Origin of the sequence: Rhizobium sp. BK661 (assembly GCF_024808825.1) — a bacterium.
Classification (GTDB): domain Bacteria; phylum Pseudomonadota; class Alphaproteobacteria; order Rhizobiales; family Rhizobiaceae; genus Rhizobium.
In genome coordinates, this window is the sequence record NZ_JANTYT010000001.1 from 119,636 (window position 1) to 144,682 (window position 25,047).

The 25,047-nt window shown below is 61.3% G+C and carries 29 protein-coding genes and 1 other RNA gene; 18 read left to right on the forward strand and 12 right to left on the reverse strand.

Going from position 1 to position 25,047, the window contains the following annotated elements; all coding sequences use genetic code 11:
- Positions 1 to 4: 4 nt before the first annotated feature.
- Positions 5 to 214, reverse strand: coding sequence for a cold-shock protein (locus FHX16_RS00520; protein ID WP_016552198.1), 210 nt, complete (start codon positions 212 to 214; stop codon positions 5 to 7).
- Positions 215 to 509: 295 nt separating this feature from the next.
- On the opposite strand from FHX16_RS00520, the gene FHX16_RS00525 reads away from it, so the two are divergent.
- Positions 510 to 800, forward strand: a complete 291-nt coding sequence (locus tag FHX16_RS00525; RefSeq protein ID WP_183863212.1) for a hypothetical protein — start codon at positions 510 to 512, stop codon at positions 798 to 800.
- Complete coding sequence (locus FHX16_RS00530) at positions 703 to 1,650, forward strand: AEC family transporter (protein WP_183863214.1); 948 nt, start codon at positions 703 to 705, stop codon at positions 1,648 to 1,650. Before FHX16_RS00525 ends, FHX16_RS00530 begins: the two co-directional genes overlap by 98 nt.
- Before the next feature lie 64 nt (positions 1,651 to 1,714).
- On the opposite strand, the gene FHX16_RS00535 is transcribed toward FHX16_RS00530, so the two are convergent.
- The gene (locus FHX16_RS00535; RefSeq protein ID WP_016552200.1) at positions 1,715 to 2,290 is read right to left on the reverse strand and encodes a cytochrome c family protein; all 576 of its coding nucleotides are present in this window, start codon (positions 2,288 to 2,290) and stop codon (positions 1,715 to 1,717) included.
- A gap of 154 nt (positions 2,291 to 2,444) precedes the next feature.
- On the opposite strand from FHX16_RS00535, the gene FHX16_RS00540 reads away from it, so the two are divergent.
- Both FHX16_RS00540 and FHX16_RS00545 read left to right on the forward strand, forming a co-directional pair.
- Complete coding sequence (locus FHX16_RS00540; RefSeq protein ID WP_183863216.1) at positions 2,445 to 3,200, forward strand: 3-deoxy-manno-octulosonate cytidylyltransferase; 756 nt, start codon at positions 2,445 to 2,447, stop codon at positions 3,198 to 3,200.
- 10 nt (positions 3,201 to 3,210) lie between these two features.
- Positions 3,211 to 4,071: a prephenate dehydratase gene (locus FHX16_RS00545; RefSeq protein WP_016552202.1), complete on the forward strand. Its 861-nt coding sequence runs from the start codon at positions 3,211 to 3,213 to the stop codon at positions 4,069 to 4,071.
- Between the two features lie 36 nt (positions 4,072 to 4,107).
- Here FHX16_RS00545 and FHX16_RS00550 read toward each other — a convergent pair whose 3' ends face one another.
- The 5 genes from FHX16_RS00550 to FHX16_RS00570 form a co-directional block, all read right to left on the reverse strand.
- Entirely contained in the window at positions 4,108 to 4,476 is a 369-nt protein-coding gene (locus FHX16_RS00550; RefSeq protein ID WP_183863218.1) for a VOC family protein, read from the reverse strand.
- Positions 4,477 to 4,577: 101 nt separating this feature from the next.
- On the reverse strand, positions 4,578 to 4,805 hold the full coding sequence (locus FHX16_RS00555) for a hypothetical protein (RefSeq protein WP_183753788.1): 228 nt from the start codon (positions 4,803 to 4,805) through the stop codon (positions 4,578 to 4,580).
- 69 nt (positions 4,806 to 4,874) lie between these two features.
- On the reverse strand, positions 4,875 to 5,558 hold the full coding sequence (locus FHX16_RS00560) for a YafY family protein (protein WP_183863220.1): 684 nt from the start codon (positions 5,556 to 5,558) through the stop codon (positions 4,875 to 4,877).
- A 24-nt stretch (positions 5,559 to 5,582) separates the two neighbouring features.
- Positions 5,583 to 6,545 carry an NAD(+) diphosphatase gene (gene nudC, locus FHX16_RS00565; protein WP_183863222.1) on the reverse strand — a complete coding sequence of 321 codons (963 nt, stop codon included), beginning with the start codon at positions 6,543 to 6,545 and terminating at the stop codon, positions 5,583 to 5,585.
- Entirely contained in the window at positions 6,542 to 6,952 is a 411-nt protein-coding gene (locus FHX16_RS00570; RefSeq protein ID WP_183753784.1) for an HIT domain-containing protein, read from the reverse strand. Before FHX16_RS00570 ends, nudC begins: the two co-directional genes overlap by 4 nt.
- A gap of 88 nt (positions 6,953 to 7,040) precedes the next feature.
- On the opposite strand from FHX16_RS00570, the gene ffs reads away from it, so the two are divergent.
- The 4 genes from ffs to FHX16_RS00590 all read left to right on the forward strand — a co-directional run bounded on the left by ffs (position 7,041) and on the right by FHX16_RS00590 (position 10,083).
- An RNA gene (gene ffs / locus FHX16_RS00575) (signal recognition particle sRNA small type) lies at positions 7,041 to 7,137 on the forward strand.
- Positions 7,138 to 7,183: 46 nt separating this feature from the next.
- Positions 7,184 to 9,052 (forward strand): DNA polymerase III subunit gamma/tau, encoded by a 1,869-nt coding sequence (locus FHX16_RS00580; protein WP_183863224.1) that lies wholly within the window; start codon positions 7,184 to 7,186, stop codon positions 9,050 to 9,052.
- Between the two features lie 22 nt (positions 9,053 to 9,074).
- A complete protein-coding gene (locus FHX16_RS00585; RefSeq protein ID WP_007799011.1) occupies positions 9,075 to 9,398 on the forward strand; it encodes a YbaB/EbfC family nucleoid-associated protein in 324 nt (107 codons plus the stop codon).
- Positions 9,399 to 9,471: 73 nt separating this feature from the next.
- The gene (locus FHX16_RS00590; RefSeq protein ID WP_183863226.1) at positions 9,472 to 10,083 is read left to right on the forward strand and encodes a LysE family translocator; all 612 of its coding nucleotides are present in this window, start codon (positions 9,472 to 9,474) and stop codon (positions 10,081 to 10,083) included.
- Position 10,084: 1 nt separating this feature from the next.
- On the opposite strand, the gene FHX16_RS00595 is transcribed toward FHX16_RS00590, so the two are convergent.
- Together FHX16_RS00595 and FHX16_RS00600 are read right to left on the reverse strand one after the other, a co-directional pair.
- Positions 10,085 to 10,612 (reverse strand): DUF992 domain-containing protein, encoded by a 528-nt coding sequence (locus FHX16_RS00595; protein ID WP_016552210.1) that lies wholly within the window; start codon positions 10,610 to 10,612, stop codon positions 10,085 to 10,087.
- Between the two features lie 84 nt (positions 10,613 to 10,696).
- The gene (locus FHX16_RS00600) at positions 10,697 to 11,179 is read right to left on the reverse strand and encodes an Lrp/AsnC family transcriptional regulator (protein WP_183863228.1); all 483 of its coding nucleotides are present in this window, start codon (positions 11,177 to 11,179) and stop codon (positions 10,697 to 10,699) included.
- A gap of 110 nt (positions 11,180 to 11,289) precedes the next feature.
- Here FHX16_RS00600 and FHX16_RS00605 point away from each other — a divergent pair, with 110 nt between their 5' ends.
- Positions 11,290 to 11,826 (forward strand): alpha/beta hydrolase, encoded by a 537-nt coding sequence (locus FHX16_RS00605; protein WP_183863230.1) that lies wholly within the window; start codon positions 11,290 to 11,292, stop codon positions 11,824 to 11,826.
- Here the strand turns inward: FHX16_RS00605 and FHX16_RS00610 are convergent.
- On the reverse strand, positions 11,823 to 12,446 hold the full coding sequence (locus FHX16_RS00610) for an MOSC domain-containing protein (RefSeq protein WP_183863232.1): 624 nt from the start codon (positions 12,444 to 12,446) through the stop codon (positions 11,823 to 11,825). The genes FHX16_RS00605 and FHX16_RS00610 overlap by 4 nt on opposite strands.
- 57 nt (positions 12,447 to 12,503) lie before the next feature.
- On the opposite strand from FHX16_RS00610, the gene recR reads away from it, so the two are divergent.
- Positions 12,504 to 13,109, forward strand: a complete 606-nt coding sequence (recR, locus tag FHX16_RS00615) for a recombination mediator RecR (protein WP_259126339.1) — start codon at positions 12,504 to 12,506, stop codon at positions 13,107 to 13,109.
- Positions 13,110 to 13,117: 8 nt separating this feature from the next.
- On the forward strand, positions 13,118 to 14,371 hold the full coding sequence (locus FHX16_RS00620) for a lytic murein transglycosylase (protein ID WP_183863234.1): 1,254 nt from the start codon (positions 13,118 to 13,120) through the stop codon (positions 14,369 to 14,371).
- A 2-nt stretch (positions 14,372 to 14,373) separates the two neighbouring features.
- On the opposite strand, the gene FHX16_RS00625 is transcribed toward FHX16_RS00620, so the two are convergent.
- Together FHX16_RS00625 and FHX16_RS00630 are read right to left on the reverse strand one after the other, a co-directional pair.
- Complete coding sequence (locus FHX16_RS00625; protein ID WP_183863236.1) at positions 14,374 to 14,829, reverse strand: GNAT family N-acetyltransferase; 456 nt, start codon at positions 14,827 to 14,829, stop codon at positions 14,374 to 14,376.
- A gap of 8 nt (positions 14,830 to 14,837) precedes the next feature.
- Positions 14,838 to 16,469 carry an MFS transporter gene (locus FHX16_RS00630; protein WP_183863238.1) on the reverse strand — a complete coding sequence of 544 codons (1,632 nt, stop codon included), beginning with the start codon at positions 16,467 to 16,469 and terminating at the stop codon, positions 14,838 to 14,840.
- Between the two features lie 227 nt (positions 16,470 to 16,696).
- On the opposite strand from FHX16_RS00630, the gene rimP reads away from it, so the two are divergent.
- The 7 genes from rimP to FHX16_RS00665 all read left to right on the forward strand — a co-directional run bounded on the left by rimP (position 16,697) and on the right by FHX16_RS00665 (position 24,928).
- Entirely contained in the window at positions 16,697 to 17,302 is a 606-nt protein-coding gene (gene rimP, locus FHX16_RS00635; protein WP_037131128.1) for a ribosome maturation factor RimP, read from the forward strand.
- Between the two features lie 62 nt (positions 17,303 to 17,364).
- The gene (nusA, locus tag FHX16_RS00640; protein ID WP_114710517.1) at positions 17,365 to 18,969 is read left to right on the forward strand and encodes a transcription termination factor NusA; all 1,605 of its coding nucleotides are present in this window, start codon (positions 17,365 to 17,367) and stop codon (positions 18,967 to 18,969) included.
- Positions 18,969 to 19,658 (forward strand): RNA-binding protein, encoded by a 690-nt coding sequence (locus tag FHX16_RS00645; protein ID WP_183753773.1) that lies wholly within the window; start codon positions 18,969 to 18,971, stop codon positions 19,656 to 19,658. Before nusA ends, FHX16_RS00645 begins: the two co-directional genes overlap by 1 nt.
- A 100-nt stretch (positions 19,659 to 19,758) precedes the next feature.
- The gene (infB, locus tag FHX16_RS00650; RefSeq protein WP_183863240.1) at positions 19,759 to 22,515 is read left to right on the forward strand and encodes a translation initiation factor IF-2; all 2,757 of its coding nucleotides are present in this window, start codon (positions 19,759 to 19,761) and stop codon (positions 22,513 to 22,515) included.
- Between the two features lie 75 nt (positions 22,516 to 22,590).
- Positions 22,591 to 23,001 carry a 30S ribosome-binding factor RbfA gene (gene rbfA / locus FHX16_RS00655; protein ID WP_183863242.1) on the forward strand — a complete coding sequence of 137 codons (411 nt, stop codon included), beginning with the start codon at positions 22,591 to 22,593 and terminating at the stop codon, positions 22,999 to 23,001.
- Between the two features lie 12 nt (positions 23,002 to 23,013).
- Entirely contained in the window at positions 23,014 to 23,946 is a 933-nt protein-coding gene (gene truB / locus FHX16_RS00660) for a tRNA pseudouridine(55) synthase TruB (RefSeq protein WP_016552224.1), read from the forward strand.
- 130 nt (positions 23,947 to 24,076) lie between these two features.
- Positions 24,077 to 24,928, forward strand: a complete 852-nt coding sequence (locus tag FHX16_RS00665) for an alpha/beta fold hydrolase (protein WP_183863247.1) — start codon at positions 24,077 to 24,079, stop codon at positions 24,926 to 24,928.
- The last annotated feature ends 119 nt before the right edge of the window (positions 24,929 to 25,047 follow it).

The window sequence follows — 25,047 nt, forward strand, 5'->3', positions numbered from 1 at the left end:
CATTTCAAACCTGTCGGACGTTGTCGGCAGACGTTCTGCCGGTTCGACGGTCCTGTGCGACTTCGAACGCGACGCCCATGCCTTCCTTCACATTGTCGATTCCGCCCCGTTGAGCGGCCGTGACATGCAAAAAGATATCGGTGCCTCCGTCATCCGGCGTGATGAACCCAAAGCCCTTGTCCTGGTTGAACCACTTGACTTTACCTGTTGGCAAAATTTACCCCCATGTTGGTCTCCCCAGCCAAAATGGGACATCGCACGATTTTGCCGGAGGGCACAAGTCCCGTTTTGACCGGATGGAGCAATGGCGCTGGCAGTACGAACGCCGATCGGCGGTCTAGACCTTCGCGCCGGGGGCGTCGACACAGTACAATCTATCGTCGCGGTTTGCCTCAATGTTTCGCAAAAATGCCACCCTGACGTCATCCCTCTGTCATTTGCCGCCTCTATAAGTCCCCTTAACGAGATTGGCATGAGCATCCGAAAGGCTGCAGCCATTCGAGAAGGGAATGATGCCCTTCGACGTTACCGGAGCGACGCTGACCACGGATGAACTGGCAGCATGGCAGACCGGCTATCCGGCAGGACCGGATGCGGAAAAGCGGGCAGAGCCCGCTTTTTTTGCTTTTGTGCTCCGCGCGTTTGTCATTGCGGTCATTTTGCTGCTAGGCATGCTTATCCCTCGCAAGGCAGCCGTACTCAATGTCAGCCATCATCTTCGACGTCCTTCCCATCTTCATCATGATCCTGATTGGCTGGCTGACGGTGAAGCTGCGGTTGATGAAAGCGGAGATCGGTGATGCGCTGAGCGAGTTCGTCTTCAAGATCGCCGTTCCGCTACTGTTGTTCCGGACGATCGCCAAGGCCGATTTTCATGGTGCTTCGCCGTTCCGTCTCTGGATCGCCTACTTTTCCGGCGTTGCTGTGACTTGGATCGCGGCGCATATCGCCGCGACGCGCTTCTTCGGCCGCGATGACCGCATTGGCGTGCTTGCCGGTGTTTCGTCAGCCTTCGCCAACACCATCTTCATCGGCTTGCCGCTCGTCCAGCGCACGGTCGGGGACAAGGGGCTCGTGCCACTCTCCATTCTGATCGCGGTCCATCTGCCTGTGATGATGATCATAGGGACCATCATGATGGAGCGCGCCGAGCACAAGATCGCCGGCAAGAAGGAGCGCAGCATCGCCAAGGTCGTGCGCCAGATCGCCCAAAATCTCATTAAGAACCCGCTGGTGATCGGCTTGGCCGGCGGCGCTGCCATGCATCTCTTAGGGCTCACCATGCCCGGGCCGGTGGGCGCCATCGTCGATCAGATTGCCGGTGTGGCCGGGCCGGTTGCGCTGATCTCACTCGGCATGGCGCTCGAGAAGTACGGAATTTCGGGCAACGCCGGCATCGCCAGCGTCACCTCCGCCTTCAAGCTCCTGCTGTTGCCCGCCTGCGTCTGGGCGGCGAGCCATCTGGTCGGGCTTGCCAGCGATTGGACGGCTGCCCTTGTGCTGATTTCGTCCGTCCCAACAGGCGTCAACGCCTGGCTGATCGCCAATCGCTTCGGTGTCGGCCACAGCCTCGCAGCGTCGACGATCACGCTGACGACGGCGCTTGGGGCCATCTCCGTTTCGTTCTGGGCCTTTCTGCTCGGGGGCTAATGCAAAAAAGAAAAAGCCCGGCGTCAGGCCGGGCTTAGGTTTTCTTATGGAATCGAGCAGCGTCTTACTGCGTGGCGCTATCCGGCGCGTTCGGATCGGGAAGCGCAACCGGCGAATCGGCCAGCGTGTGCAGGTAAAGAATGACGTTGGCGCGATCCGTATCCTTCGGGAGACCGGCAAAGCCCATCGCCGTACCGGCAACGTACTTCTTCGGCGCTGCCAGGAAGTGGTTCAGATGGTCGAAGGTCCACTTCTCGCTGCCACCTTTGGAGAAATCCTTCATCGCCGACGAGTAGGCAAACGCCTCGTGCGTGCCGATCGGACGATCGACGAGACCATAGAGGTTCGGACCGACTTTGTTCGGCCCCCCCTTAGTCGCGTCATGACAGGCCTGACACTTCTTGAACACGGCTTCGCCAGCCTTGGCGTCCGCCTTTGCAAGCAGCTGTGCGATCGGAACGGCTGCAGCCGGTGCGGCCTCGCCGCCACCGGAGGCGGGTGCCTCATCAGCGACGATCGCGAAACCTTCCTTCTCCGGCGCTTCCGAATGAAAGATCCCCTCCGACGCGATGGAGACGGACATCAGAACGAAAACCGTCCCGAGCAGCGCCCCCACAGCCGTATTCACGTATGAATTCATCTGCAATGCTCCCCTTGCAGCCGGCAGACATAAAACCGGACCATCTTGAAATCGCGCGGAACCTATGTCTTTTGGCTATCCGTTGCAACAGTCTAAATGGGCTGCTGCGTGAGACTTTTTGACACCTTTCCGCCCGGATTAGAAGGCCCGAACAATGACCAGTCCAAATTTAGATGACGTGCTTGTGCTGATCCCGGCGCGCATGGCATCGACCCGTCTTCCGGGCAAGCCGCTTGCCGATATTTGCGGACTGCCGATGATTGTCCAAGTGGCATTGCGGGCGAAGGAAGCCGAGATTGGCCGTGTCGTCGTCGCTGTCGATGACCAGCAGGTCTATGACGTCGTTGCTGAGGCGGGCTTCGAAGTCGTCATGACCAGCAAGGATCATCAATCCGGTTCGGACCGCATTTACGAAGCGCTGGGGAAGGTTGACCCGGAGGCCCGCGCCAAGGTCATTGTCAATGTGCAGGGCGACCTGCCGACGATCGAGCCGGAAACCGTCCGCGCCGCGTTGCGCCCGCTGGAGGACCCCAACGTCGATATCGCGACGCTGACGATCGCGATCGATAACGAGGCAGACAAGACGGCGCCCCATGTTGTCAAGGTGGTCGGCGCGCCACTGTCCGCAAGCCGACTGAAAGCGCTTTATTTCACGCGGGCCACTGCGCCTTATGGCGAAGGGCCGCTCTATCATCACATCGGCCTCTATGCTTATCGCCGGTCCGCCTTGGAGCGTTTCGTGACGCTTGGGCCATCGGTCCTGGAAAGGCGCGAGTCGCTGGAGCAGCTGCGCGCGCTGGAAGCCGGCATGCGCATCGACGTCGAGCTCGTTGACACGGTTCCGCTCGGTGTTGATACTCCTGCCGACCTTGAAAAGGCGCGGCGCATTCTCTCCGCAAGAACGAAGTGACGGATTTTCCATGAACATCAAAACCAACAGGATCGCCTTCCAGGGCGAGTTCGGTGCGAACTCCGATATGGCGTGCCGCGACATGTTTCCGACCATGGAGCCGTTGCCGTGCCAGACGTTCGAGGATGCCTTTGTGGCCGTCGAGAACGGCGATGCCGATATCGGAATGATCCCGATCGAAAACACGATCGCCGGTCGCGTCGCCGATATTCATCACCTGTTGCCGGAGTCCCGCCTGCACATCATCGGCGAGTATTTCATGCCGATCCGCTTTCAGCTGATGGTGCTTCCCGGCGTCACCAAGGATGAGATCCGCACGGTTCACAGCCATATCCACGCGCTCGGGCAGTGCCGCAAGATCGTCCGCTCACATGGCTGGAAGCCGGTGATCGCCGGCGATACCGCAGGTGCTGCAAAACTCGTCCAGGAGACCGGAGATCGGTCGATGGCCGCACTTGCCCCGCGCCTTGCTGCGGAGCTCTATGGCCTCGACATCGTGGCCGAGAACGTCGAGGACACTGAGGACAACGTCACCCGCTTTGTTGTCCTTGCTCGCGACGAAGAATGGGCGCATCGCAGCTCGGCCGAGGAAAAGCTCGTCACGACGTTCGTCTTCAACGTCCGAAACATCCCCGCCGCGCTCTACAAGGCGCTCGGCGGCTTTGCGACGAATACCATCAACATGACCAAGCTTGAGAGCTATCAGCTCGGCGGCAAGTTTGTCGCCACGCAGTTCTACGCCGACATCGAAGGTCACCCGAACGATCCTAATGTCCGGCGCGCGCTGGAGGAATTGCGCTTCTTTTCCGAGAAGGTGCGTATTCTCGGGGTCTACAAGGGCCACCCAATGCGGGGCCAGCTGCAGAAATAAAAAGGGCGCCTCGGGGGCGCCCTTTCTTTTTGCGACTCACTTGTCCGGCTCGCACACACGCAAGCGATGGCCGTCCGGATCAAGAACGACGAAGGTCGGCCCGAAATCCATGTCCGTGAGGTCCTGCGCGATGGGGAGTTGGCGCTTGCGCCAGTCCTCATAGAGCGTCGAGACGCCGTTCTCCCCGGGCACCATGAAGGCGATTTCGGCGCGGCTGCCGGTCGCTGACGGCTGCGGCGTTACCTTGCTGAGCCGCCAGAGGCCGAGTGTGAAGCCGCCGTCGAGCGCGAAGGCAACGAAGTTCGGGGCTTCGGCCACCGGCTCGCGGCCGAGCAACGACCGGTAGAAACCGGCGCTCGTGGATGGGTCCTTGACGTATAAGATGATGAGGTTCGGGCTGTTCATCGGGTTGTCCTCGTTGTGGCAGGGTGGCAGGCGAAGAAACGCCGCTGCACTCATTGGCAGCGGCGGCGGTCGGTCAGTGCGTCTTGGGAGTTGCTTTGCGTCTAACCTTCTTGGCAGGGGCAGCCCCAGTCCACCAAGCCGAGATCACGTTTCATCGGCTCGGGCATGGTCTCCAGATCGAGGCGCGAATACCTCCTCAGCACCATCTGGCGCGAAGCGTTCAACATCATGCGCAGAAGTGTGGATTGCGGATATCCTGCATCGCAAGGGGTCTCGTCGACCGGATGGTTGCCACGCGTCGATCGGGTAAGGTTCAAGCTCGTCATCATCGGTCCTCCTGTTGGATTGGTACCGATAATAGCGCTGACCACTGTCAGTTTATGGCAGTAGCGTCGCGCTCAATGAGCAATATCCTGCTGGTCCCGCCACTCCTTGAGAAGCACGGCGCGCCGGCGCGGATAACGTCCGTCCTGCGGGATCATTTCGACGATCCGGTCGGTGCGGAAATGACGATAATCTTTACGCAATTCACACCAGGCGACGATGACGCGAACCTGCTCGAAGTAACTCAACGCGAAGGGCCAGATATTGCGGACGGAGACGGTTCCACCCTCATCAGAATAGGTCAGCTTGAGGATCCGCTCCGTACGAATCGCCTTGCGAATGGCGCCGAGGTCCGCCTTGTCGGCAACGGGCGGCTTTAGGTGGACGAGCAGCGTCGACGTCTCGATCTCGTCGCGCATGTCCTGCGGCAGCACGTCGGCGATCTTGGCGAGCGCGTCGGCGCCGGCGGCGGCGAGCCGCGGATCGGCCGCCCGCGCGACCCAACGCGAGCCGAGAACGAGCGCCTCGATTTCGTCCTGCGAAAACATCATCGGTGGCAGCATAAAGCCCGGTTTCAGTACGTAACCCAGTCCGGGCTCGCCTTCAATCAAGGCCCCTTGCGCCTGCAGGCTCGAAATGTCGCGGTAAAGCGTGCGGATGCTGACGCCGGTCTCGGTCGCCAGCACGGAACCGCTGACCGGCCGGCGATAGCGCCGCAGGGTCTGCAGCAGAGTCAGAAGGCGTTCGGAGCGTGCCATCTTAGGGGCCTCGTTCTACAGGCCTTATTGCTTTTTCCATTCCACCCAGTCGCGCATCAGCCGATGGGCGATGGCTCCCTTGGGCGGCGGCGCCTTGCCAGTAAGTCCGGGCCGCTCGAGCATCTCGAGCGTTTCCTCGCGCGTGAACCAGCGGCAGTCTTCCAGTTCCTGGCTGTCGAATTTGACGGTTTCGGATTTGGCCTCCGCATAGCAGCCGATCATCAGCGAATGCGGCATCGGCCATGGTTGCGAGGCGTGATAGCGGATCCGTCCCGTATGGATTCCGGATTCCTCCAGCGTCTCGCGGCGCACGGCGTTCTCGATCGTCTCACCCGGTTCAACGAAACCGGCAAGACAGGAATACATGCCCGGAGCGAAGTGCGGGCTGCGCCCAAGAAGGCAATGATCGCGTTCCTCGTCGATCGTTAGCATGATGACGACGGGGTCGGTGCGTGGGAAGATCGTGTGCTCGCACGCGGTGCAGACACGCTTATAGCCACCGATATGGATGCTCATCGTCGATCCGCAGCGGCCACAGAACTTGTTGTCACCGTTCCAGCGGATAAGGCTGGCGCCCTGGGCAAATTCGCCAAGCAGAACCTCGTCGAGCAGCATCTCGCGAAACAGCGACCGTCCGTCTGCGGGTTTGTACTGGCTGGCAAGCTCGTCCTCGGACACGCCGACCGGAACCGCCAGTCGCGGCTCGCCGGTCTTGCGGTAGCCGAGCAGCACCGTCTCGTCCCAGTTTGGCTGCAGGTCCTTCAGTTCGTAGCGGGCAAACAGCGGGTCAAGCACTTGGCCGTCATGCTTCAGAACCAGCTTGTCGCCGGCGAAAGCGAAGATATGGGTTCCTTCCTTGGCCAATGCCTTGTCGACCGACGTCTCGTCGCGATGTTCGGAATCGCGGATCAGGTCATTGGCGGCGAAGGCAGTCAGGCTGCTGGGTTCCGGATGCGGAACATCCGAATCGAAAAGCGAACGGCTCATGATGAAAGGGCTTCCCGCAACTTCTCTATAAGGTCATTTCTCTTTTCCGCAGCGTAAGGCTCTGCCTTGCCGAAACCCCAAACCGGATTTGGCCAATTGGCATCGCCTTCGAAGCGGGCAATGACATGAACATGAAGCTGACGGACGATGTTGCCAAGGGCCCCGATGTTGATTTTTGTGGCGCCGGTTGTCTTCTTCAGCGCAGCGGCGACCATCTCGGTCTCGAATGTCAGCATCACCTGATCGAGAGGTGTCAGCTCGAAGACTTCGCTGATATCCGTCCTGCGCGGTATGAGGATCAGCCACGGCCAACGGGCGTCCTTCGACAACCGCAGATCACACAGCCCCGTCTGCATGACACTGTCGCTATCGCTTTCCAGCCGACGGTCGAGCTTGAATTCGTCCAACAGGCATTCCTCCATGTTTTCCTGAGGCTAGCAGTTTTTTTTGAGCTTGGCTTGCTTTTGATGGCGATATTGCCGATATGTGCATCCGGGAGGTTGGTGGTGGACGAGCCACTCGCCAACCGGGTCAGGTCCGGAAGGAAGCAGCCCTAACGAGCCCGGCACGGGTCATCGTGCCAGCCTCCCACCTTTCTCTCCATTCTTGCTCGGGCAGTCCGGGTGATAAGCAGGGCGATGAGCGACACCGAGCGACAGTCAAAAGATGCCGCCTCGACGGGCACCGGATACCGGGTGCTGGCACGCAAATACCGCCCCAAGGATTTCACAGATCTGATGGTCGGCCAGGAGCCGATGGTCCAGACCCTGACCAACGCCTTCGAGACCGGTCGTATCGCGCAGGCCTATATGCTGACCGGCGTTCGCGGTGTCGGCAAGACGACGACCGCCCGCATCCTCGCCCGTGCGCTGAACTACAAGACGGCAGAGATCGACAAGCCGACGATCGATCTGCGGATCCCCGGTGAGCATTGCCAGGCGATCATGGAAGGCCGGCATGTCGACGTCATCGAGATGGACGCCGCCTCCCACACGGGTATCGACGACATCAGAGAGATCATCGAGCAGGTACGCTACCGCCCGGTCTCGGCGCGCTACAAGGTCTACATCATCGACGAAGTGCACATGCTCTCGACGCAGGCCTTCAACGGTCTGCTGAAGACGCTCGAAGAGCCGCCGGAGCATGTGAAGTTCATCTTCGCGACGACCGAAATCCGCAAGGTCCCGATCACGGTCCTGTCGCGCTGCCAGCGCTTCGACCTGCGCCGCATCAGCGCGTCTGATCTTGTCGGCCTTTTCACCACGATTGCATCGAAGGAAGGCATCGAGGCCGAACCCGATGCGCTGGCGATGATTGCGCGTGCCGCCGAAGGCTCCGCACGCGATGGTCTTTCGCTGCTTGACCAGGCGATCGCCCATGGCGGCGGCGCGGTTCTGGCTGAAATGGTGCGCGGCATGCTCGGCCTCGCCGACCGCGCCCGCATCGTCGATCTCTTTCATCACATCGTCAAAGGCGATGTCGCAGCGGCGCTCGGCGAATTCGAAAGCCAATACGAAGCGGGTGCCAATCCCGTTGCCGTGCTGACCGATCTTGCTGACTTCACGCATCTGGTCACGCGCCTGAAATATGTGCCTGATGCGGCAAACGACCCTTCGCTCAGCGAAGTCGAACGCACGAAGGCTGCTGAATTCGCTAAGGGCGTGGCGGTGACGACGTTGTCACGCATCTGGCAGATGTTGCTGAAGGGCATTCCGGAGGCCGAGGGCTCCTCGCGTCCGGCCGGCGCCGCAGAGATGGTGTTGATCCGGCTGGCGCATGCCGCGCATCTGCCGGCACCCGAAGACGCCGCCCGTCGCCTGGCGGAGTTTTCCGAGACGAACGGTGGCGGTCGCCCGTCTGCGCCATCTGGCAACGGCGGTGGCGGCGCAACGGTGAACTACCAGGGCAATCTGGCGGCTCGATCGACCGAGTCGATCCCGCGTCCACACCCCGCCGGTCCGACCGCGATGCTGCGCGCCGTCCCCAATCCCGATCCGCACAACGTGCCGGTCGGCCGCGTCGAGACGAAGCCGACCGAGGCGCCGAAGCCGCTGGTGTCGGTCAATTCCATTGGCGATATCGCCAATCTGGCCGGCGACAAGCGCGATGTGAAGATCAAGGCGCTGGTGCGCAACTTCGTGCGCCCGGTGCGCATCGAGCCCGGTCGCCTCGACGTCAATCTGACGGAAGGTGCCCCCGGCACGCTGCTGAACGAACTGGCAGTCAAGCTCAAGGACTGGACCGGCATCCATTGGATCGTCAGCCTCAGTCGCGAGGAAGGCCAGCCGACCATGGTCGAGGCCGAAGCGAATGCCAAGGCGCAGCAGGTGAGCGACGCCCGGCAGGATCCGGATGTGGCGGCGATCCTCGCACAGTTTCCGGGCGCCAAGATCATCGACGTTCGCGTACGGGCGCCGGAACCGGATGAGGAAGAAGAGGTCAAGGCGCCTGCCGCTGCCGAATCCGACGAAGGCGACATCCTGCCTGGCGACGACATAATTTTCTAAAGTATCGAGAAGGAGCGAGACGATGCGCGACATCATGGGCATGATGGGCAAAGTCAAGGAAATGCAGGCCAAGATGGAGAAGATGCAGGCGGAAATCGCCGAACTCCATGCGGAAGGCAAGTCGGGTGGCGGTCTCGTCACCGTGATCCTCAACGGCAAGGGCGAGATGCAGAGCCTTAAGATCGACCCGTCCCTCTTCAAGGAAGACGACGTCGAAATCCTCGAGGACCTGATCGTTGCCGCGCACAAGGATGCCAAGGACAAGGCCGAAGCGGCCGCTGCCGAAAAGACCAAGGCGTTGACTGCCGGCCTGCCGATTCCTCCCGGCTTCAAGATGCCGTTCTGATCATCCGGTAGATCGAGAGGGCGGTGTCGGCTGCGCTGGCATCGCTTCCGTCACGCAACAGGGAGGATTGCCGATGACGTTGACCAGTCTGTTTGTCTTCGCCTGCGCGTTGTTTGTCGCGGCTGGCTCGCCGGGTCCAAGCGTTGCTGCGCTCGTCGCCCGCGTGATTTCCAAGGGTGCGCGCGACGTTCTGCCGTTCCTTGCGGCCATGTGGCTCGGCGAAGCAATCTGGCTGACCTGCGCCGTCGCCGGCTTGGCGGCGATTGCCGAAACCTTCCACTATGCTTTCATTGCCATCAAGTGGCTGGGTGTCTGCTATCTGTTGTATCTCGCCTGGAAGATGTGGTTCGCATCGCCTGATAGTGACGGCGAGGCGCTGCCTGATGCGCAGTCGCCGTTGAAGCTTTTCCTCGCCGGCATGACGGTCACGCTCGGCAATCCCAAGATCATGATGTTCTACATGGCGCTGCTGCCCTCGATCATCGACATTCAGTCGGTGACCATAGTCGGCTGGGCCGAACTGGTTGTGACCATGCTTCTGGTGTTGATCGTGATCGATATCAGTTGGGCGCTGCTCGCCGCCAAGGCAAGAAGCTTCCTGAAGAGCCGGCGTGCTGTGCGCATGGCCAACCGCGCGAGTGCCGGCACGATGGCCGGCGCCGCGGTGGCAATCGCGATCCGTTAGGCTACCTCTGCGAGATGTGACGCTTGGGCGGCAAAGGCGGTGGTGCCGGCGGCACCCAAGTCAGGACCATACTCGCAACGCCTGCTGCGATATTGAGGCCGGACGTGCCCTCAGCCGATACCGGTTGCAAAGCAATCGAGCCTTCGAAGCCGCCGATCAGGACATTAGCCCCGACGCCAAGGCCGACCGTAGCATTGGCTGCGACGCCCGCGTAACTGCCCTGCAGCGCTCCGTCGAGCCGATTGGTCGGCGCATAGACGAGCCAGATCATGCCGCCGCCAGCGAGCGTCCCGATATCGACGCCGAATTTGGTGATCGTGCCGGTGTATCGTTCGCTTGGCCGATCAGGGGAAGACGGTGTAAAAATGCAGTTGAGCGTCCGTTTGGAGCCGATGATGACACCGAATCCCGGAGATATGTCACAGCCCAACGAGCCGACCTTGACGCGGGCTGCTGCCGGCGTTGCTGATAGGAAGGTAGTGGCTGTTGCGGCGATGACGGCCGCCGCGATAAGTCTTGCGATGGACATGCGAGCCTCCTTCGATTTACACCCCGTGCGTGAAAATCTAGGAGTGTTCTTCGCCTCAGCAAGTGGCGGCGATCGAAATCCGCCTCATGAGTGATTGCGCGCTAGTTTCATCAGTTCGCGTCCGATCGGCTTTGGGGGCTCGCTACGCAACACGAGGGATGTTGTTACCGCACCATAGCGAGCGATGCTGTCGACGATGATTTCAAGCTCGGACGGCGAGGGAACCAGCACCTTCAGGGCGAAACAGTCCTCCCCGGTCAACCTCAGAACCTCGATGATTTCAGGTGTTTCAGAGAATTGTTTGAGGCAGGCGCGGATATGTTCGTGAATGGTGCGCAGCCGGATGACGGCCATCATGCCCAGGCCGAGTGCCGCGGTATTGATGCGGGCACCGTAGCCCTCGATGATGCCTCGCTCCTCCAGGCGCTTTAGCCGCTCGGACGCGGCCGGCTGCGACAGGCCGACCTTTCGCCCCAGTTCGGAAACGGTGATACGCCCGTCGGCCTGCATGATCTCGACAATCAGCATGTCGGTAGGGTCAAGTTGCCGGCTTACGAAATCAGCCATTTTTGTATCGCCTTTAATTCATCGGCTTGAGGACGGTTTTCCCGATGATTTCCTATGTCGGTAGCTGACTATCTCACGCAGCTTATCCTGTGAGCAACAGGAAGGAATCGATGCGAGATATCATCACTTTGCCCGGCATTGGCGGGTCCGGCGAAACACATTGGCAATCTCGGTGGGAGGCGAGCGACGCGCGCATGCAGCGCTTTTCGCCTTCGAGTTGGGATCGACCCGAACTCGACAATTGGATTGCGGCATTGGACCATGCCGTCGCGCAGTCGAAGGCGGAACCGCTTCTCGTCGCTCATAGCCTCTCCTGCCTGCTTGTTGCCCATTGGGCGGCGCGGAGTAGGCATCGGGCCGGTGGCGCCCTACTGGTAGCACCACCAAATCCGACCTCGCCGGCCTTTCCCTGCGAGGCCGCCGGCTTTGCCAATCCGCCCGACACGGCGCTCCCATTCCCGTCTCTGGTCATCGCGAGCAGCGACGATCCCTTCGGCTCGCTTGACTATGCGCGCACCACGGCGAATGGTTGGGGCAGCGAGTTCATGGAGATCGGCACCCGCGGCCATATAAACGGGACAAGCGGGCTTGGGGATTGGCCGCGGGGACGCGCTGCTCTGGCAGCCCTTGAGGCGCGCTTGCGCTAGGGGGCTGCCTGCTCTTCGAGAATATCGCGAAGCTTGTAGTGGATCGGGGCCGCGAGATAGCGGTCGCGATCCTGCGGCGCGAGAACCTTGCCGAACGTGGCGATCATGTCAGGCATCGTGACTTTTTCACCGCCATAGGGGAGATGCTCGACCGGTATTCCGGCTGCAATCGTTCCGCCTTTGATGACACGGCAATAGATGCCCGGTCGGGCGGACTTGGTGTAGCGCTTGACGAAGCCAGGGTCGCCCATTCGCGCGGCGAACGTCGCGCAAGGGATACGCGCGCTGGTAACCTCCAAAACAAGATCGTCGGCTATGAATCGATCCCCGACGCAAACGATGCGGTTGTCGAGACCGTCGATTACAATGTTCTCGCCGAATGTGCCTGGTTCGACCGGTCTCCCCAGCTCCGTCGACCACCAGTCGAGCGTCAGGGATCCCTCGAGATAGACCGCCTGGTCGACGCCGCCATGGTGCTTCCGGTTGCAGATGGCGTCACCGACCAGCCCCTCGGCATCGACAAGCACGCTGCCGCTGATCGGATGCTTGTAGATTCCCGTCTTGTAGCTCTTGCCGGGCAGACGCTCGGCACTTCCGATGCAGACGGCAAGGATTTTCATTCGTTCGGCTCGTCCAACCTGTTTCCGTTTTTCCACCATATGGGCTAATAACCGCTCATGGCAAAGCGAGTCACCGGCCCCGAAGTCGAAAAACTGATCCAGCTTCTGGCGAAGGTGCCGGGCCTCGGCCCGCGCTCCGCACGCCGCGCCGCGCTGCATCTGATCAAGAAGAAGGACCAGCTGCTTGGCCCTTTGTCGAATGCGATGGGTGAGGCCTACGACAAGGTGAAGATTTGCTCACGTTGCGGCAATGTCGATACCGTCGATCCCTGCACCGTCTGCACGGACGACCGGCGCGACCAGTCCGTCATCATCGTTGTCGAGGATGTATCTGACCTTTGGGCGCTGGAACGTGCCGCCGCCCTAAATGCGGCCTACCATGTTCTCGGCGGTACCCTCTCGCCCTTGGATGGCGTCGGTCCTGACGATCTCAACATTCGTGGCCTGATCGAACGCGTCACGGCGGGCGGCATTCGCGAGCTCATCATCGCCGTCAATGCCACGGTCGAGGGTCAAACGACAGCACACTATATAACCGACCAGCTGACCGGACTGGACGTCAAGATCACGCGGCTTGCCCACGGCGTTCCGGTCGGCGGCGAACTGGACTATCTCGACGAAGGAACGCTGCAGGCGGCACTCCGGGCACGCACGGCAATCTAGGGGGAAGCATGAGCAAGCGCATTTTCGGCCGCCTTTTGACCGCGACGGCGGCGCTTCTGGCTCTGTCATGCACGCCGGTGCTTTCCGCGTCGAAGGCCGATGTCGAAGCGCAGTTCGAGAAATGGGTGCAGAACGATCTCTGGCCGGAAGCGCAGAAGAACGGCATTTCCGAGCGAGCGTTCCGTGCGTCGTTCGCCGGTGTCGAACTCAATTGGAGCCTGACGGATCTCGCCCCTCCCGGCTTTCCGCCGTCGAAGGAGCAGAAGCAGACGCAGGCCGAATTTTCCTCTCCGGCCCCTTATTTCAATGAGGATCGGCTGAAACGATTGGCTACCACCGGCCGCGGTTTTGCCTCGCAATATGCGTCGGCGCTGAAGAAGATCGAGAGGACCTACGGGGTTCCCGGGTCGATCGTGCTGGCTGTCTGGGGCCGCGAAACGGGGTTCGGTGCGGCCAAGATCCCGAACTCGGCAATCGAGGTGCTCGCGACCAAGGCTTTCATGTCGACGCGCAAGGAGATGTTCCGCACGGAACTGCTCGCAGCTCTCCACATCATTGATCGTGGCGACGCAACGCCGGCCGAATTCAAGGGGTCATCCGCCGGGGCACTCGGCCAGCCGCAATTCATGCCGACCAGCTATCTGAAATATGCGGTCGATTTCGATGGCGACGGCCATCCGAATATCTGGACGTCGGTCCCCGATACCCTTGCCTCTATCGCCAACTTCCTGGCGCAGAAAGGTTGGCAGCGCGGCCGCGGCTGGGGCTACGAGGTGACGATCCCGGCGCAGGTCTCCTGCGCGCAGGAGGGACCGGATCTCGCAAAGCCGGTGTCGCATTGGGCATCGCTTGGCATTGTCAGAATATCGGGCAAGGCTTTCCCTTCGGATGAAGGCAAGGCATCCGGGATGATGCTCGTTCCGGCTGGTCGCGACGGACCGGAATTTGTCGTCACCCCGAACTTCTATGTGATCAAGGAGTACAATAACTCCGATCTTTACGCCCTTTATATCGGTAACCTCGCGGATCGGATTGCCTATGGTTCCGGCGCCTTCCAGGGGCCGTGGGGCGATGTCGGCAAGATGTTGCGCTCCGACGTCGCAGCCATGCAGAAGGCACTGGAGAAGAAGGGCTACGATGTCGGCGGCTCCGATGGCTTGCCAGGCTACAAGACGCGCCGGTCCATCGGCCAGTGGCAGGAAAGGAATGGCATGAAGCCCACCTGTTATCCCGAGGCATCGATGATCGGCAGGTTGAAGTAAACCTAGAGGCTACGCTTCAGCCCTTCGTGGCTCGCGACGAACCCCATCTTCTCGTAGAACCGGATCGACTCCGTCCGCGATTTGTCGGAGGTCAATTGCACCAGGCCGCAACCGCGCTCGGCGCAACGCCCAACGGCCCATTCGATGAAATCGGAGCCGAGGCCCGAGCCGCGGGCGTCGCTGGCGACACGCACGCTTTCGATCTGCCCGCGCCACATCCCAGTCCGCGACAAACCAGGGATGAACGTCAGCTGCAGGCAGCCGACGATGCGATCGCGCTCATCGACGGCGACGGCCAGCAACTGGTTGGCATCGGCCTCGATCGCCGCGAATGCTGCAATATATCTGGTATCTGGTGGATCGGAGACGACCTCGCGCGTGGCGCCGAGATAGTCATCGGAAAGTAGGCCGATGATATCGGTCAGATCGGAACGACGGGCAGGGCGAAAGGAATGCATGTCTTGCCTCAATGATGGAGGTCGATCGGCGCCTTGTAGAAGACGTCGTCATTGGGTGGAATCGCCTGACGCTCGATCAGCCGGTGCACCTGCGGTAGTTGTTCACCGCGGTGCAGGTCGCGCAGCCGTTCGATGTTTTCGGCATCGGCCTGCGTGCGGCGTTGATTGTGCCTGATGTATTCGACCCAGGTCGGCGTATGGTAGGTCTCCGTCCACCGCCCGGGCTTTTCGAGGTCGCGCATCAGCGCCCAATTGCGGGCGCCGTCGCGAATGCGGATGCGCCGGCGGTCACCCATCAATGCCAGAAACTCCGGCACGTCAGCATCTGCGATTTCGTAATCGATCTGGACGACGATCGGGCCGCTGCGCGGGGTGATATCAAGACTGAGCGCCGGCTCGGTGAAGCGGTTCAGCGGGTCGAGGTTGAGCGAGGCAAATGCCGGCATGGCAAAGCGCAGCCCGACGACGATGCCGAAGAGCATGACGACCGCGGAGATCAGCAGGGCGTTTGAGACACCGTAGCGGTCGGCGGCCACGCCCCAGATCCAGCTGCCACCCGCAATGCCGCCGAAGGTCACGGTCTGATAGAGTGACAGCGCGCGACCGACGACCCAGCGCGGCGTCGACAGCTGCACGATGGTATTGAACAGTGATAGCGCCAGCACCCAGCAGGCGCCGGATACCACCAGTCCGGCACAGGTCAGCGCGGCAATCGGGCTGAAGGCGGCGACGACGGCGCTCAAGGCAAAGCCCGCGAACGAAATCCGTATGATCGTTTCGCTCGAGAAGCGGTCACGCAGCCCGTCATTCAACATCGCACCGCCGATCGCGCCGATGCCGAAGGAACCGAGCATCAGGCCGTAGGTCAGCGGGCCGCCGACAACCAGGTTGATCGCCACGATCGGCAGCAGTGCCAGAATGGAGCTGGCGCTGATTCCGAAAATGAGGCCACGCAGCAGTACCTTTTGCAGGTTGGGCGACATCGACACATAGCGAAGCCCGGCAAAGACCGCCCTGCCCAGGGTTTCCCGTGGAAGGGTAGAGGTCGGCAGGCTCGGTTTCCAACGGATTAGCGCATAAATCAGTGCGAAGTAGCTGAACGTGTTGGCGGCAAAGGCTGCTGCCGCCCCACCGGCGGCGACAATGACGCCACCAATCGCCGGACCGACGCTGCGGGTGATGTTGAAGCCGACGCTATTGAGCGTCACGGCTGCAGGCAGGTCCGGACGTGGCACCATGTCGCCGACGGACGCCTGCCATGATGGGTTGTTCAATGCCGTGCCGCAGCCAATCAGAAACGTGAAGAACAGCAGAAGCCACGGCGAAAGCCAGCCGAAATAGGCCGAAACGCTCAGCAGTGCGGAGACGCCCAGCATGAAGTATTGCGCCGTCAGCATCACCCGGCGACGATCGAAGCTGTCGGCAAGAGCGCCTGATAGAAGCGAGAAGAGCATGATCGGCAGTGCCGTCGAAGTTTGCACGAGTGCGACCATGTTCTCTGAGGAGGTGATGGTGGTCATCAGCCAGGCGGCGCCGACCGCCTGGATCAGGCCGCCGAAATTCGAAGCGAGGCTTGCAAACCAGATTGTTCGGTAGGTTTCGTGCCGTAGCGGCGCCAGTGTCGACGAATTGTAAGGCACGATCCCTCCCGATGGCGGTCCCCCGACCAATATATGCCGAAAGATGCCGCTGGCTACCTTGGGCGACCGCCAAGCCGAAGGTTGGCGACGGACCTTGCAATTTCGTAAAAACCGGCCTATATGGCTCTCAAATCTTGATCGTTTTGATGAAGAGTGGGCCGCAAGGACCCGCTCTTTTTTATTACCGCGATCATCCGAAATGCAGAAAATTGCGAGGAGCGCATCGCTTGTCGGATCCGACGAACGCCAACAATGAACTTGAGCCGCGGCTGATCACCGAGACCGGTCTCGATCAGCGCCTTGCGGACATAATCGAGCCCGTGCTTGTCGACCTGGGCTACCGTCTGGTCCGCGTACGCATGCTCAACCAGAACGGCGCCACCATGCAGATCATGGCCGAGCGCAACGATGGAACGATGGACGTCGAAGGCTGCGAAGAGGTCTCGATGGCCGTTTCTCCGGTTCTCGATGTGGAAGATCCGATCGATAGAGAGTATCATCTGGAAGTGTCTTCGCCGGGTATCGACCGCCCGATGGTGCGGAAGTCCGATTTTGTGCGCTGGCAGGGACACCTTCTGAAGTGCGAAACGTCGATCATGGTCGGCAACCGTAAGCGCTTCCGGGGCAAGATCGTTGCAACCGACGCAAACGGTTTCACGCTCGAGCGTGATCAGGTTTCCGAGGGTGAGGAACAGAATATCGTCATTCCTTTCACGGCCCTCGCCGATGCGAAGCTCATTCTGACCGACGATCTGATCCGCGATGCACTGCGCGCCGACAAGCTGGCGAAGGCAGAGGCCGCGAACCAGAACGAAGCGGAAGACGAAGAATAAACCGATCAACTTGTGGCGCCGGGGAAAGGGAACCCTGAACGCCTAGACGGAGAGAAAAGACAATGGCAGTCAGTGCGAACCGGCTCGAACTTCTGCAGATCGCAGATGCAGTGGCGCGCGAAAAGGTGATCGACCGCGAGATCGTGCTTGCCGCGATGGCAGATGCGATCCAGAAGGCCGCGCGCTCCCGCTACGGCACCGAGTCCAATATCCGCGCCGACATCAATCCGAAGACCGGTGAAATCCGTCTTCAGCGTCTGCTCGAAGTTGTCGACAAGGCCGAGGATTATTCGACCCAGATCCCGCTCGAACTGGCCCGCGACCGCAACCCGGACGCAGCCCTTGGCGATTTCATCGCCGATCCGCTGCCGCCGATGGATTTTGGCCGCATTGCCGCCCAGTCCGCCAAGCAGGTTATCGTCCAGAAGGTTCGGGAAGCCGAGCGTGACCGCCAGTTCGACGAGTTCAAGGATCGCGTCGGCGAAATCGTCAACGGCACCGTCAAGCGCGTCGAATACGGCAACGTCATCGTCGACCTCGGCCGTGGCGAAGGCATCATCCGCCGCGACGAAATGATCCCGCGCGAAAACGTCCGCTATGGCGATCGCGTCCGTGCATACGTATATGACGTTCGTCGTGAACAGCGCGGCCCGCAGATCTTCCTGTCGCGCACGCATCCGCAGTTCATGGTCAAGCTCTTCACCATGGAAGTGCCGGAAATCTACGACGGCATCATCCAGGTGAAGTCCGTTGCCCGTGATCCGGGTTCGCGCGCCAAGATCGCCGTGATCTCGAACGACTCGTCGATCGATCCGGTCGGCGCCTGCGTCGGTATGCGTGGTTCGCGCGTTCAGGCCGTTGTCGGCGAGCTTCAGGGCGAAAAGATCGACATCATTCCGTGGTCGCAGGACCCGGCGACCTTCGTCGTCAACGCCCTGCAGCCAGCTGAAGTCGCCAAGGTCGTTCTCGATGAAGATGCCGAGCGCATCGAAGTCGTCGTTCCCGACGAGCAGCTGTCGCTGGCCATCGGCCGTCGCGGCCAGAACGTTCGCCTGGCCTCGCAGCTGACCGGCTGGGACATCGACATCATGACGGAAGCCGAAGAATCCGAGCGCCGTCAGAAGGAATTCAACGAGCGCACCAACCTGTTCATGGATTCGCTCGACGTTGACGAAATGGTCGGCCAGGTTCTGGCCTCCGAAGGCTTCGCGGCTGTTGAAGAACTGGCCTACGTCGATCTCGACGAAATCGCCTCGATCGACGGTTTCGACGAAGACACGGCACAGGAAATCCAGACCCGTGCTCGCGAATATCTCGAAAAGCTCGAAGCCGAAATGGACGAAAAGCGCAAGGCGCTCGGCGTTTCCGACGAACTGCGCCAGATCGACGGCATGACCGCCCAGATGATGGTCGCACTCGGCGAAGACAGCATCAAGACGATCGAGGACTTTGCCGGCTGTGCCGCTGACGATCTCGTTGGCTGGAGCGAACGCAAGAACGGCGAGACCAAGAAGTTCGAGGGCCTGTTCTCCAAATTCGACGTTTCGCGCGTCGAGGCCGAGCAGATGGTCGTTCAGGCTCGCCTCGCGGCTGGCTGGATCACCGAGGAAGACCTCGCCAAGGACGCGGAAGCTGAAGAAGCTCCCGAGGCCGAGCAGGAAGTATAATGTCCGCGCGTGAGCCGACCGTTTCTCCTGAGGACGAGGATCTTGCAGGATATGACGTGAATGGTCGCATGTGCATCGTGACGCGCGAAAGCGGATCGCCGGATGAGCTGATCCGCTTCGTTGCCGCTCCGGATGGGACAGTCATCGCCGACCTGAAGCGCCAGCTTCCGGGACGCGGCTGTTGGGTGAAGATCGACCGCTCGCTGGTCGACAAGGCCGTGGCGAAGAAGCTCTTCGCCCGTGCGTTGAAAGCGGATGTGAAGGCGGACGCCGCTCTCGGCGAAACCGTCGGGATGCTGCTAGCGCAGCAGTTGATGCAGATGATGAACATGGCCCGCAAGGCGGGGCAGTTCGTTACCGGCTCCGCGAAAGTGGATGCCGCAGTCAGGAGTGGGGCCGCGATTGCGGTGTTCCACGCAACGAATGCCGCCGAAGACGGCGTGAGAAAAATCGACCAGGCCCGCAAGGCCTGGCACCTCGGAATGGAGACCGAGGAGGAAATACCTTCCTACCGTCTCTTCTCGGAGAGCGAAATGGAAGGCCTGATGGGCCAGAACGCTTTTATCCATGCTGCAGTGCTTGCAGGGCAGGCGGGTGAGGGTGTAGTGAAGCGCGCAAAGATGCTCGAACAGTACCGCAACGGCGGTCAGTCCCGGGCAGCGGGCGGCGCTGGCCGGCAAAAACAATGATGCGGTCACCGGCTTGTCCGGCCCCGATATCATTGATCGACATATTTGATTGACAGGGTTTGATGACGTCATCGCTCCCTGTCCGAAGGAACGGGAACGAATGACCGATAGCAATGACGACAAGACACTGAACGGCCCGGGCAAGAAGACTCTGACCCTGAAGCCGTCGGGAATGAGCCAGGGCACCGTGCGCCAGGACATGGGCCGCGGGCGCACCAAGGCGGTCGTTGTCGAGACCCGCAAGCGGCGTCCGATGCGTCCGGAAGACGAACGCCCGATCACCCCCGTAAGCTCCGCCGCCGCCCCGGTACGCACCGAAGCCGCTCCGAGCGCGCATCAGCCGCGTGCACCGCAGGCTCCGCAGCCGCGCATCCAGCCGGCCGGCGGCCAGCAGTCGCGTCCGCAACAGCCATCTTCTCAGCCTCCGCGCCAGCAGGATCGCCCCCGTCCGGTGGTTCTGAATCATCTGTCGCCTGAGGAAATGGATGCACGCCGCCGCGCGCTCGCCATGGCGCAGGTTCGCGATGCTGAAGATGCGGTTCGCCGCGCCGAAGAAGAAAAGCGTCGTGCCGCTGAAGAAGCTGCGCGCCAGGCTGCCGAGGCTGAAGAAGCCAAGCGCCGCGCTGCAGAGGAAGCTGCTGCTAGTGTCGCGGAAGCTGCCGCCGCTGCTGCGGCTCCGGCTCCGGCTGAAGTTGCAGCGTCCGCTGCTGCCGCGCCTCGCGCCGAAGCCCCACGCGTTCAGCCGTCGGCTCCCGCCGCACGGCGTCCCGATGGCGCGCCGTCGCCGGCCCAGGCGCGTCCGGCGCCGGGAGCCGCTGCACCTGGACCTGCCGGTCGCGGTCGCCGCGAATCCGACGAAGACGATCGCGCAGCACCGCGTGGCGGCGCTCCGGCGCGTGGCCGTATCGTGCGTCCGGAACCGGCAAAGCCCGTTACCGCGCGCCCGAAGGGCGACGAAGGCCGCCGTCAGGGCAAGCTGACAATCACCGCTGCGAGCACCGACGACGACGGCAACGCCCGTGGCCGCTCGATGGCCGCCATGCGCCGCCGCCAGGAGAAGTTCCGCCGCAGCCAGATGCAGGAAACCCGCGAAAAGGTTGTCCGCGAAGTCATCCTGCCGGAGACCATCACGATTCAGGAACTGTCGCAGCGCATGTCTGAACGCGCCGTTGATGTTATCAAGTACCTGATGAAGGAAGGTCAGATGATGAAGCCGGGCGACGTCATCGACGCCGACCTCGCGGAGCTCATCGCCGGCGAATTCGGCCATACGGTCAAGCGCGTTTCGGAATCTGACGTTGAAGAAGGCATCTTCAACATTGCCGACGCCGAAGGCGATCGCGTTTCCCGTCCGCCTGTTGTGACCATCATGGGTCACGTCGACCACGGCAAGACCTCGCTGCTCGACGCCATCCGCCATGCCAACGTGGTTGCCGGCGAAGCCGGCGGCATCACCCAGCATATCGGTGCTTATCAGGTCGAGCAGAACGGTCAGAAGATCACCTTCATCGACACCCCTGGCCACGCCGCCTTCACGGCCATGCGTGCCCGTGGTGCACAGGCGACGGACATTGCGATCCTGGTCGTTGCGGCCGACGACAGCGTCATGCCGCAGACCATCGAATCGATCAACCACGCCAAGGCCGCTGGTGTTCCGATCATCGTGGCGATCAACAAGGTCGACAAGCCGAGTGCCGATCCGCAGAAGGTGCGCACGCAGCTCCTGCAGCACGAAGTCTTCGTGGAATCGATGGGCGGTGAAGTTCTCGACGTCGAAGTTTCGGCCAAGACCGGCTTGAACCTCGACAAGCTGCTGGAAGCCATCCTGCTGCAGGCCGAAATCCTGGACCTCAAGGCCAACCCGAACCGCACGGCGGAAGGAACGGTCATCGAAGCTCAGCTCGACCGCGGCCGCGGTTCGGTTGCCACGGTTCTCGTCCAGAACGGTACGCTGAAGCCTGGCCAGATCATCGTCGCCGGTGATGTCTGGGGTCGTGTCCGCGCCCTCGTCACCGACAAGGGCGATCATGTCAAGGAAGCCCCGCCGGCCATGCCGGTCGAGGTGCTTGGCCTTTCCGGTACGCCGCAGGCCGGTGACAGGTTCGCCGTCGTCGAAAACGAAAGCCGTGCCCGCGAGATCTCGGAATACCGCCAGCGTCTCGCTCGCGACAAGGCCGCCGCCCGCCATTCTGGCCAGCGCGGCTCGCTGGAACAGATGATGACGCAGCTGCAGTCCGCTGGCGTCAAGGAGTTCCCGCTGGTCATCAAGGGCGACGTGCAGGGTTCGATCGAAGCGATCGCAGGCGCGCTCGAAAAGCTCGGTACCGACGAAGTCCGTGCCCGCATCGTTCACTCGGCCGTCGGCGGTGTGACGGAATCGGATATCTCGCTTGCCGAGGCATCTGGCGCCGCGATCATCGGCTTCAACGTCCGTGCGAATGCGCAGGCTCGTACGCTGGCTGAGCGCCAGGGCATCGAAATCCGCTACTACAACATCATCTACGATCTGGTGGATGACGTTAAGGCGGCGATGTCGGGCCTGCTTTCGCCGGAGCGTCGCGAAACCTTCCTCGGCAATGCCGAGATCCTCGAGGTGTTCAACATCACGAAGGTCGGCAAGGTCGCGGGTTGCCGCGTTACCGAAGGCAAGGTCGAGCGTGGCGTCGGCGTTCGCCTCGTCCGCGACCACGTCGTCATCCACGAAGGCAAGCTCAAGACGCTCAAGCGCTTCAAGGATGAAGTCTCGGAAGTGCATTCCGGCCAGGAATGCGGTATGGCTTTCGAGAATTACGAAGACATCCGCGCCGGCGACACGATCGAGTGCTTCCGCGTCGAGCACATCACGCGTACGCTCTGATCGTGTGAAACTGGAAATTTGGACGGGCGCCGGATCAACTGAGGCCGGCGCCCGAACCTTTTGAGGCAAAGAAAAATGGCAACAAGACCAACAACCTCCGCACCTTCGCAGCGTATGCTGCGCGTCGGCGAGCAGGTTCGCGCCGCGATCACGCAGGTTCTGCAGCGCGGCGAAGTGCGCGATGACGTGATCGAGAAGACTGTCATTTCCATCTCCGAAGTCCGCATGTCACCCGATCTGAAGATCGCGACGGCCTACGTGACACCGCTCGGTGTGACGGATCATGATGCGGTGATTGGTGCGCTAAACCGCAATGCAAAATACATTCGCGGCCGCCTCGGGTCCCAGCTACGGCAGATGAAGTACATGCCGGAGGTCCGCTTCCGCGACGATACGAGCTTCGACAATTACAAGAAGATCGACGAGTTGCTGCGCTCGCCCGAGGTCCAGCGCGATCTCGATCACGGCGATACCGAAGAAGAATAGTAGAAGAGACTGATGTCCAAACCACGCAAACCGAAAGGCCGCCCGATCTCGGGCTGGCTGATCCTTGATAAGCCGGTCGATTTCGGCTCCACTGAAGCCGTTTCCAAGATAAAGTGGCTGTTCAAGGCGCAGAAGTGCGGTCACGCCGGCACGCTCGACCCGCTGGCGTCGGGGATGTTGCCGATCGCCCTTGGCGATGCGACCAAGACCGTCCCCTACGTGATGGACGGCCGCAAGATTTACGAATTCACCGTGACTTGGGGCGAGGAGCGTGCAACGGACGATCTCGAGGGCGATGTGACGCAGAGCTCCGACAAGCGCCCGAGCGAACAGCAGATCCGCGACCTCCTGCCGAAATACACCGGCGTGATCAGTCAGGTGCCGCCGCAATTTTCCGCCATCAAGATATCGGGCGAGCGCGCCTATGATCTGGCGCGTGAAGGTGAAGCCGTCGAGATTCCGTCGCGCGAGGTCGAGATTTTCCGTCTGACGCTCCTGTCTTGCCAGGATGCCAATACGGCGCATTTCGAGGTCGAATGCGGCAAGGGCACCTATGTGCGGGCGCTTGCGCGCGATTTCGGCCGCGAGCTTGGCTGTTATGGCCATATCTCCGGCCTGCGTCGCAGCTTTGTCGCTCCATTTGCCGAAGAGACGATGATACCGCTTGCCGATCTCGTTGCGCTTGAGACAGTCGAAGACGCGGACGAACGGCTTGCAGCTCTGGATGCCCTGCTGATCGAGACCAGCGAAGCGCTCTCCTCGCTGCCGCATCTGGTCGTCAACGACGACCAGGCGCACAGGCTGAAGATGGGCAATCCGATCCTCGTGCGCGGTCGCGATGCACCGGTTGCCGAAAGCGAAGCCTATGCCACGTCCCGCGGCAAACTGGTCGCGATCGGCGAGATCGGCCAGGGTGAGTTCCGCCCGAAGCGCGTGTTCGGCTGAGGCTCGATAAACCTCCGGTTTCGGCCCGTTGCAGGCCGAACGAAACCTCAGATGGCAGTTGTCAGCCTTTGCCATTGAGATATGTTTCCCTGATCCGGGCCGCGGAGCCCTTCGGATCAGGGAGACAGTCATGCGCAGACTTGCAGCCGGCATCCTGATGTTCTTCTCGGCGGTTTTGATAGCCGCCGACGCGTGCTCGGCAGAGCGCTGGGCGATGTTGCCAGCCTTCCCGCCGATGCCGGCCCCTAAGACAAGCGGCATGGCCCCCGTCAACGACATCGAGATGTACTACGCCGAATACGGCGAGGGTGAGCCGATGCTGTTCATCCACGGCGGACTCGGCAGCGCGGATGTCTGGGGCTATCAGGTGGCTGAGTTCGCCAGGGACCACCGGGTAATCGTCGCCGATAGCCGGGGACATGGCCGCTCGACGCGCAGCCAGCAGCCGTTCGGCTATGACCTGATGACCTCGGACTACGTCGCATTGCTGGATTATCTGAAGCTCGACAAGGTGACGCTGGTCGGATGGTCGGATGGCGGCATCATCGGCATCGACATGGCGATGAAGAACCCTGAGAAGCTGACGCGCGTGGTCGCGCAGGCGGCAAACGTCACGACCGACGGCGTCAAGGCCGACGTCATGAACAACAAGACCTTCAGCGACTATATCAACGCGGCCGGCGAGACCTACAAGAGACTGTCGCCGACGCCGAACGAATATGATGCCTTCGTCACCCAGATCTCTGGTATGTGGGGAAGCCAGCCTGCCTGGACAGCCGACGACCTCAGCAAGATCAAGGTGCCCGTTACTCTGGCGATCGGCGATCACGACGAGGCCGTCAAGGTTGACCATACCGAGATGATGGCCAAGCAGATTCCGGGGTCGAAGCTGGTGATCCTGAAGGACGCAAGCCATTTCGCCATGCTGCAGGACCCAGAGGGTTACAACGCCATGATCCGCGATGCCATGGCTGGAAAGTGACCAATCGGCCATCTGTGGCATGCCTCTTTCCATTGCAACGCATTTGGTTTATAGGCAGCGCCAGCAATCGGGCTTTGTCCGGATGCATTCGCGGCCAAAGCTGGACGACATCCCGGCTT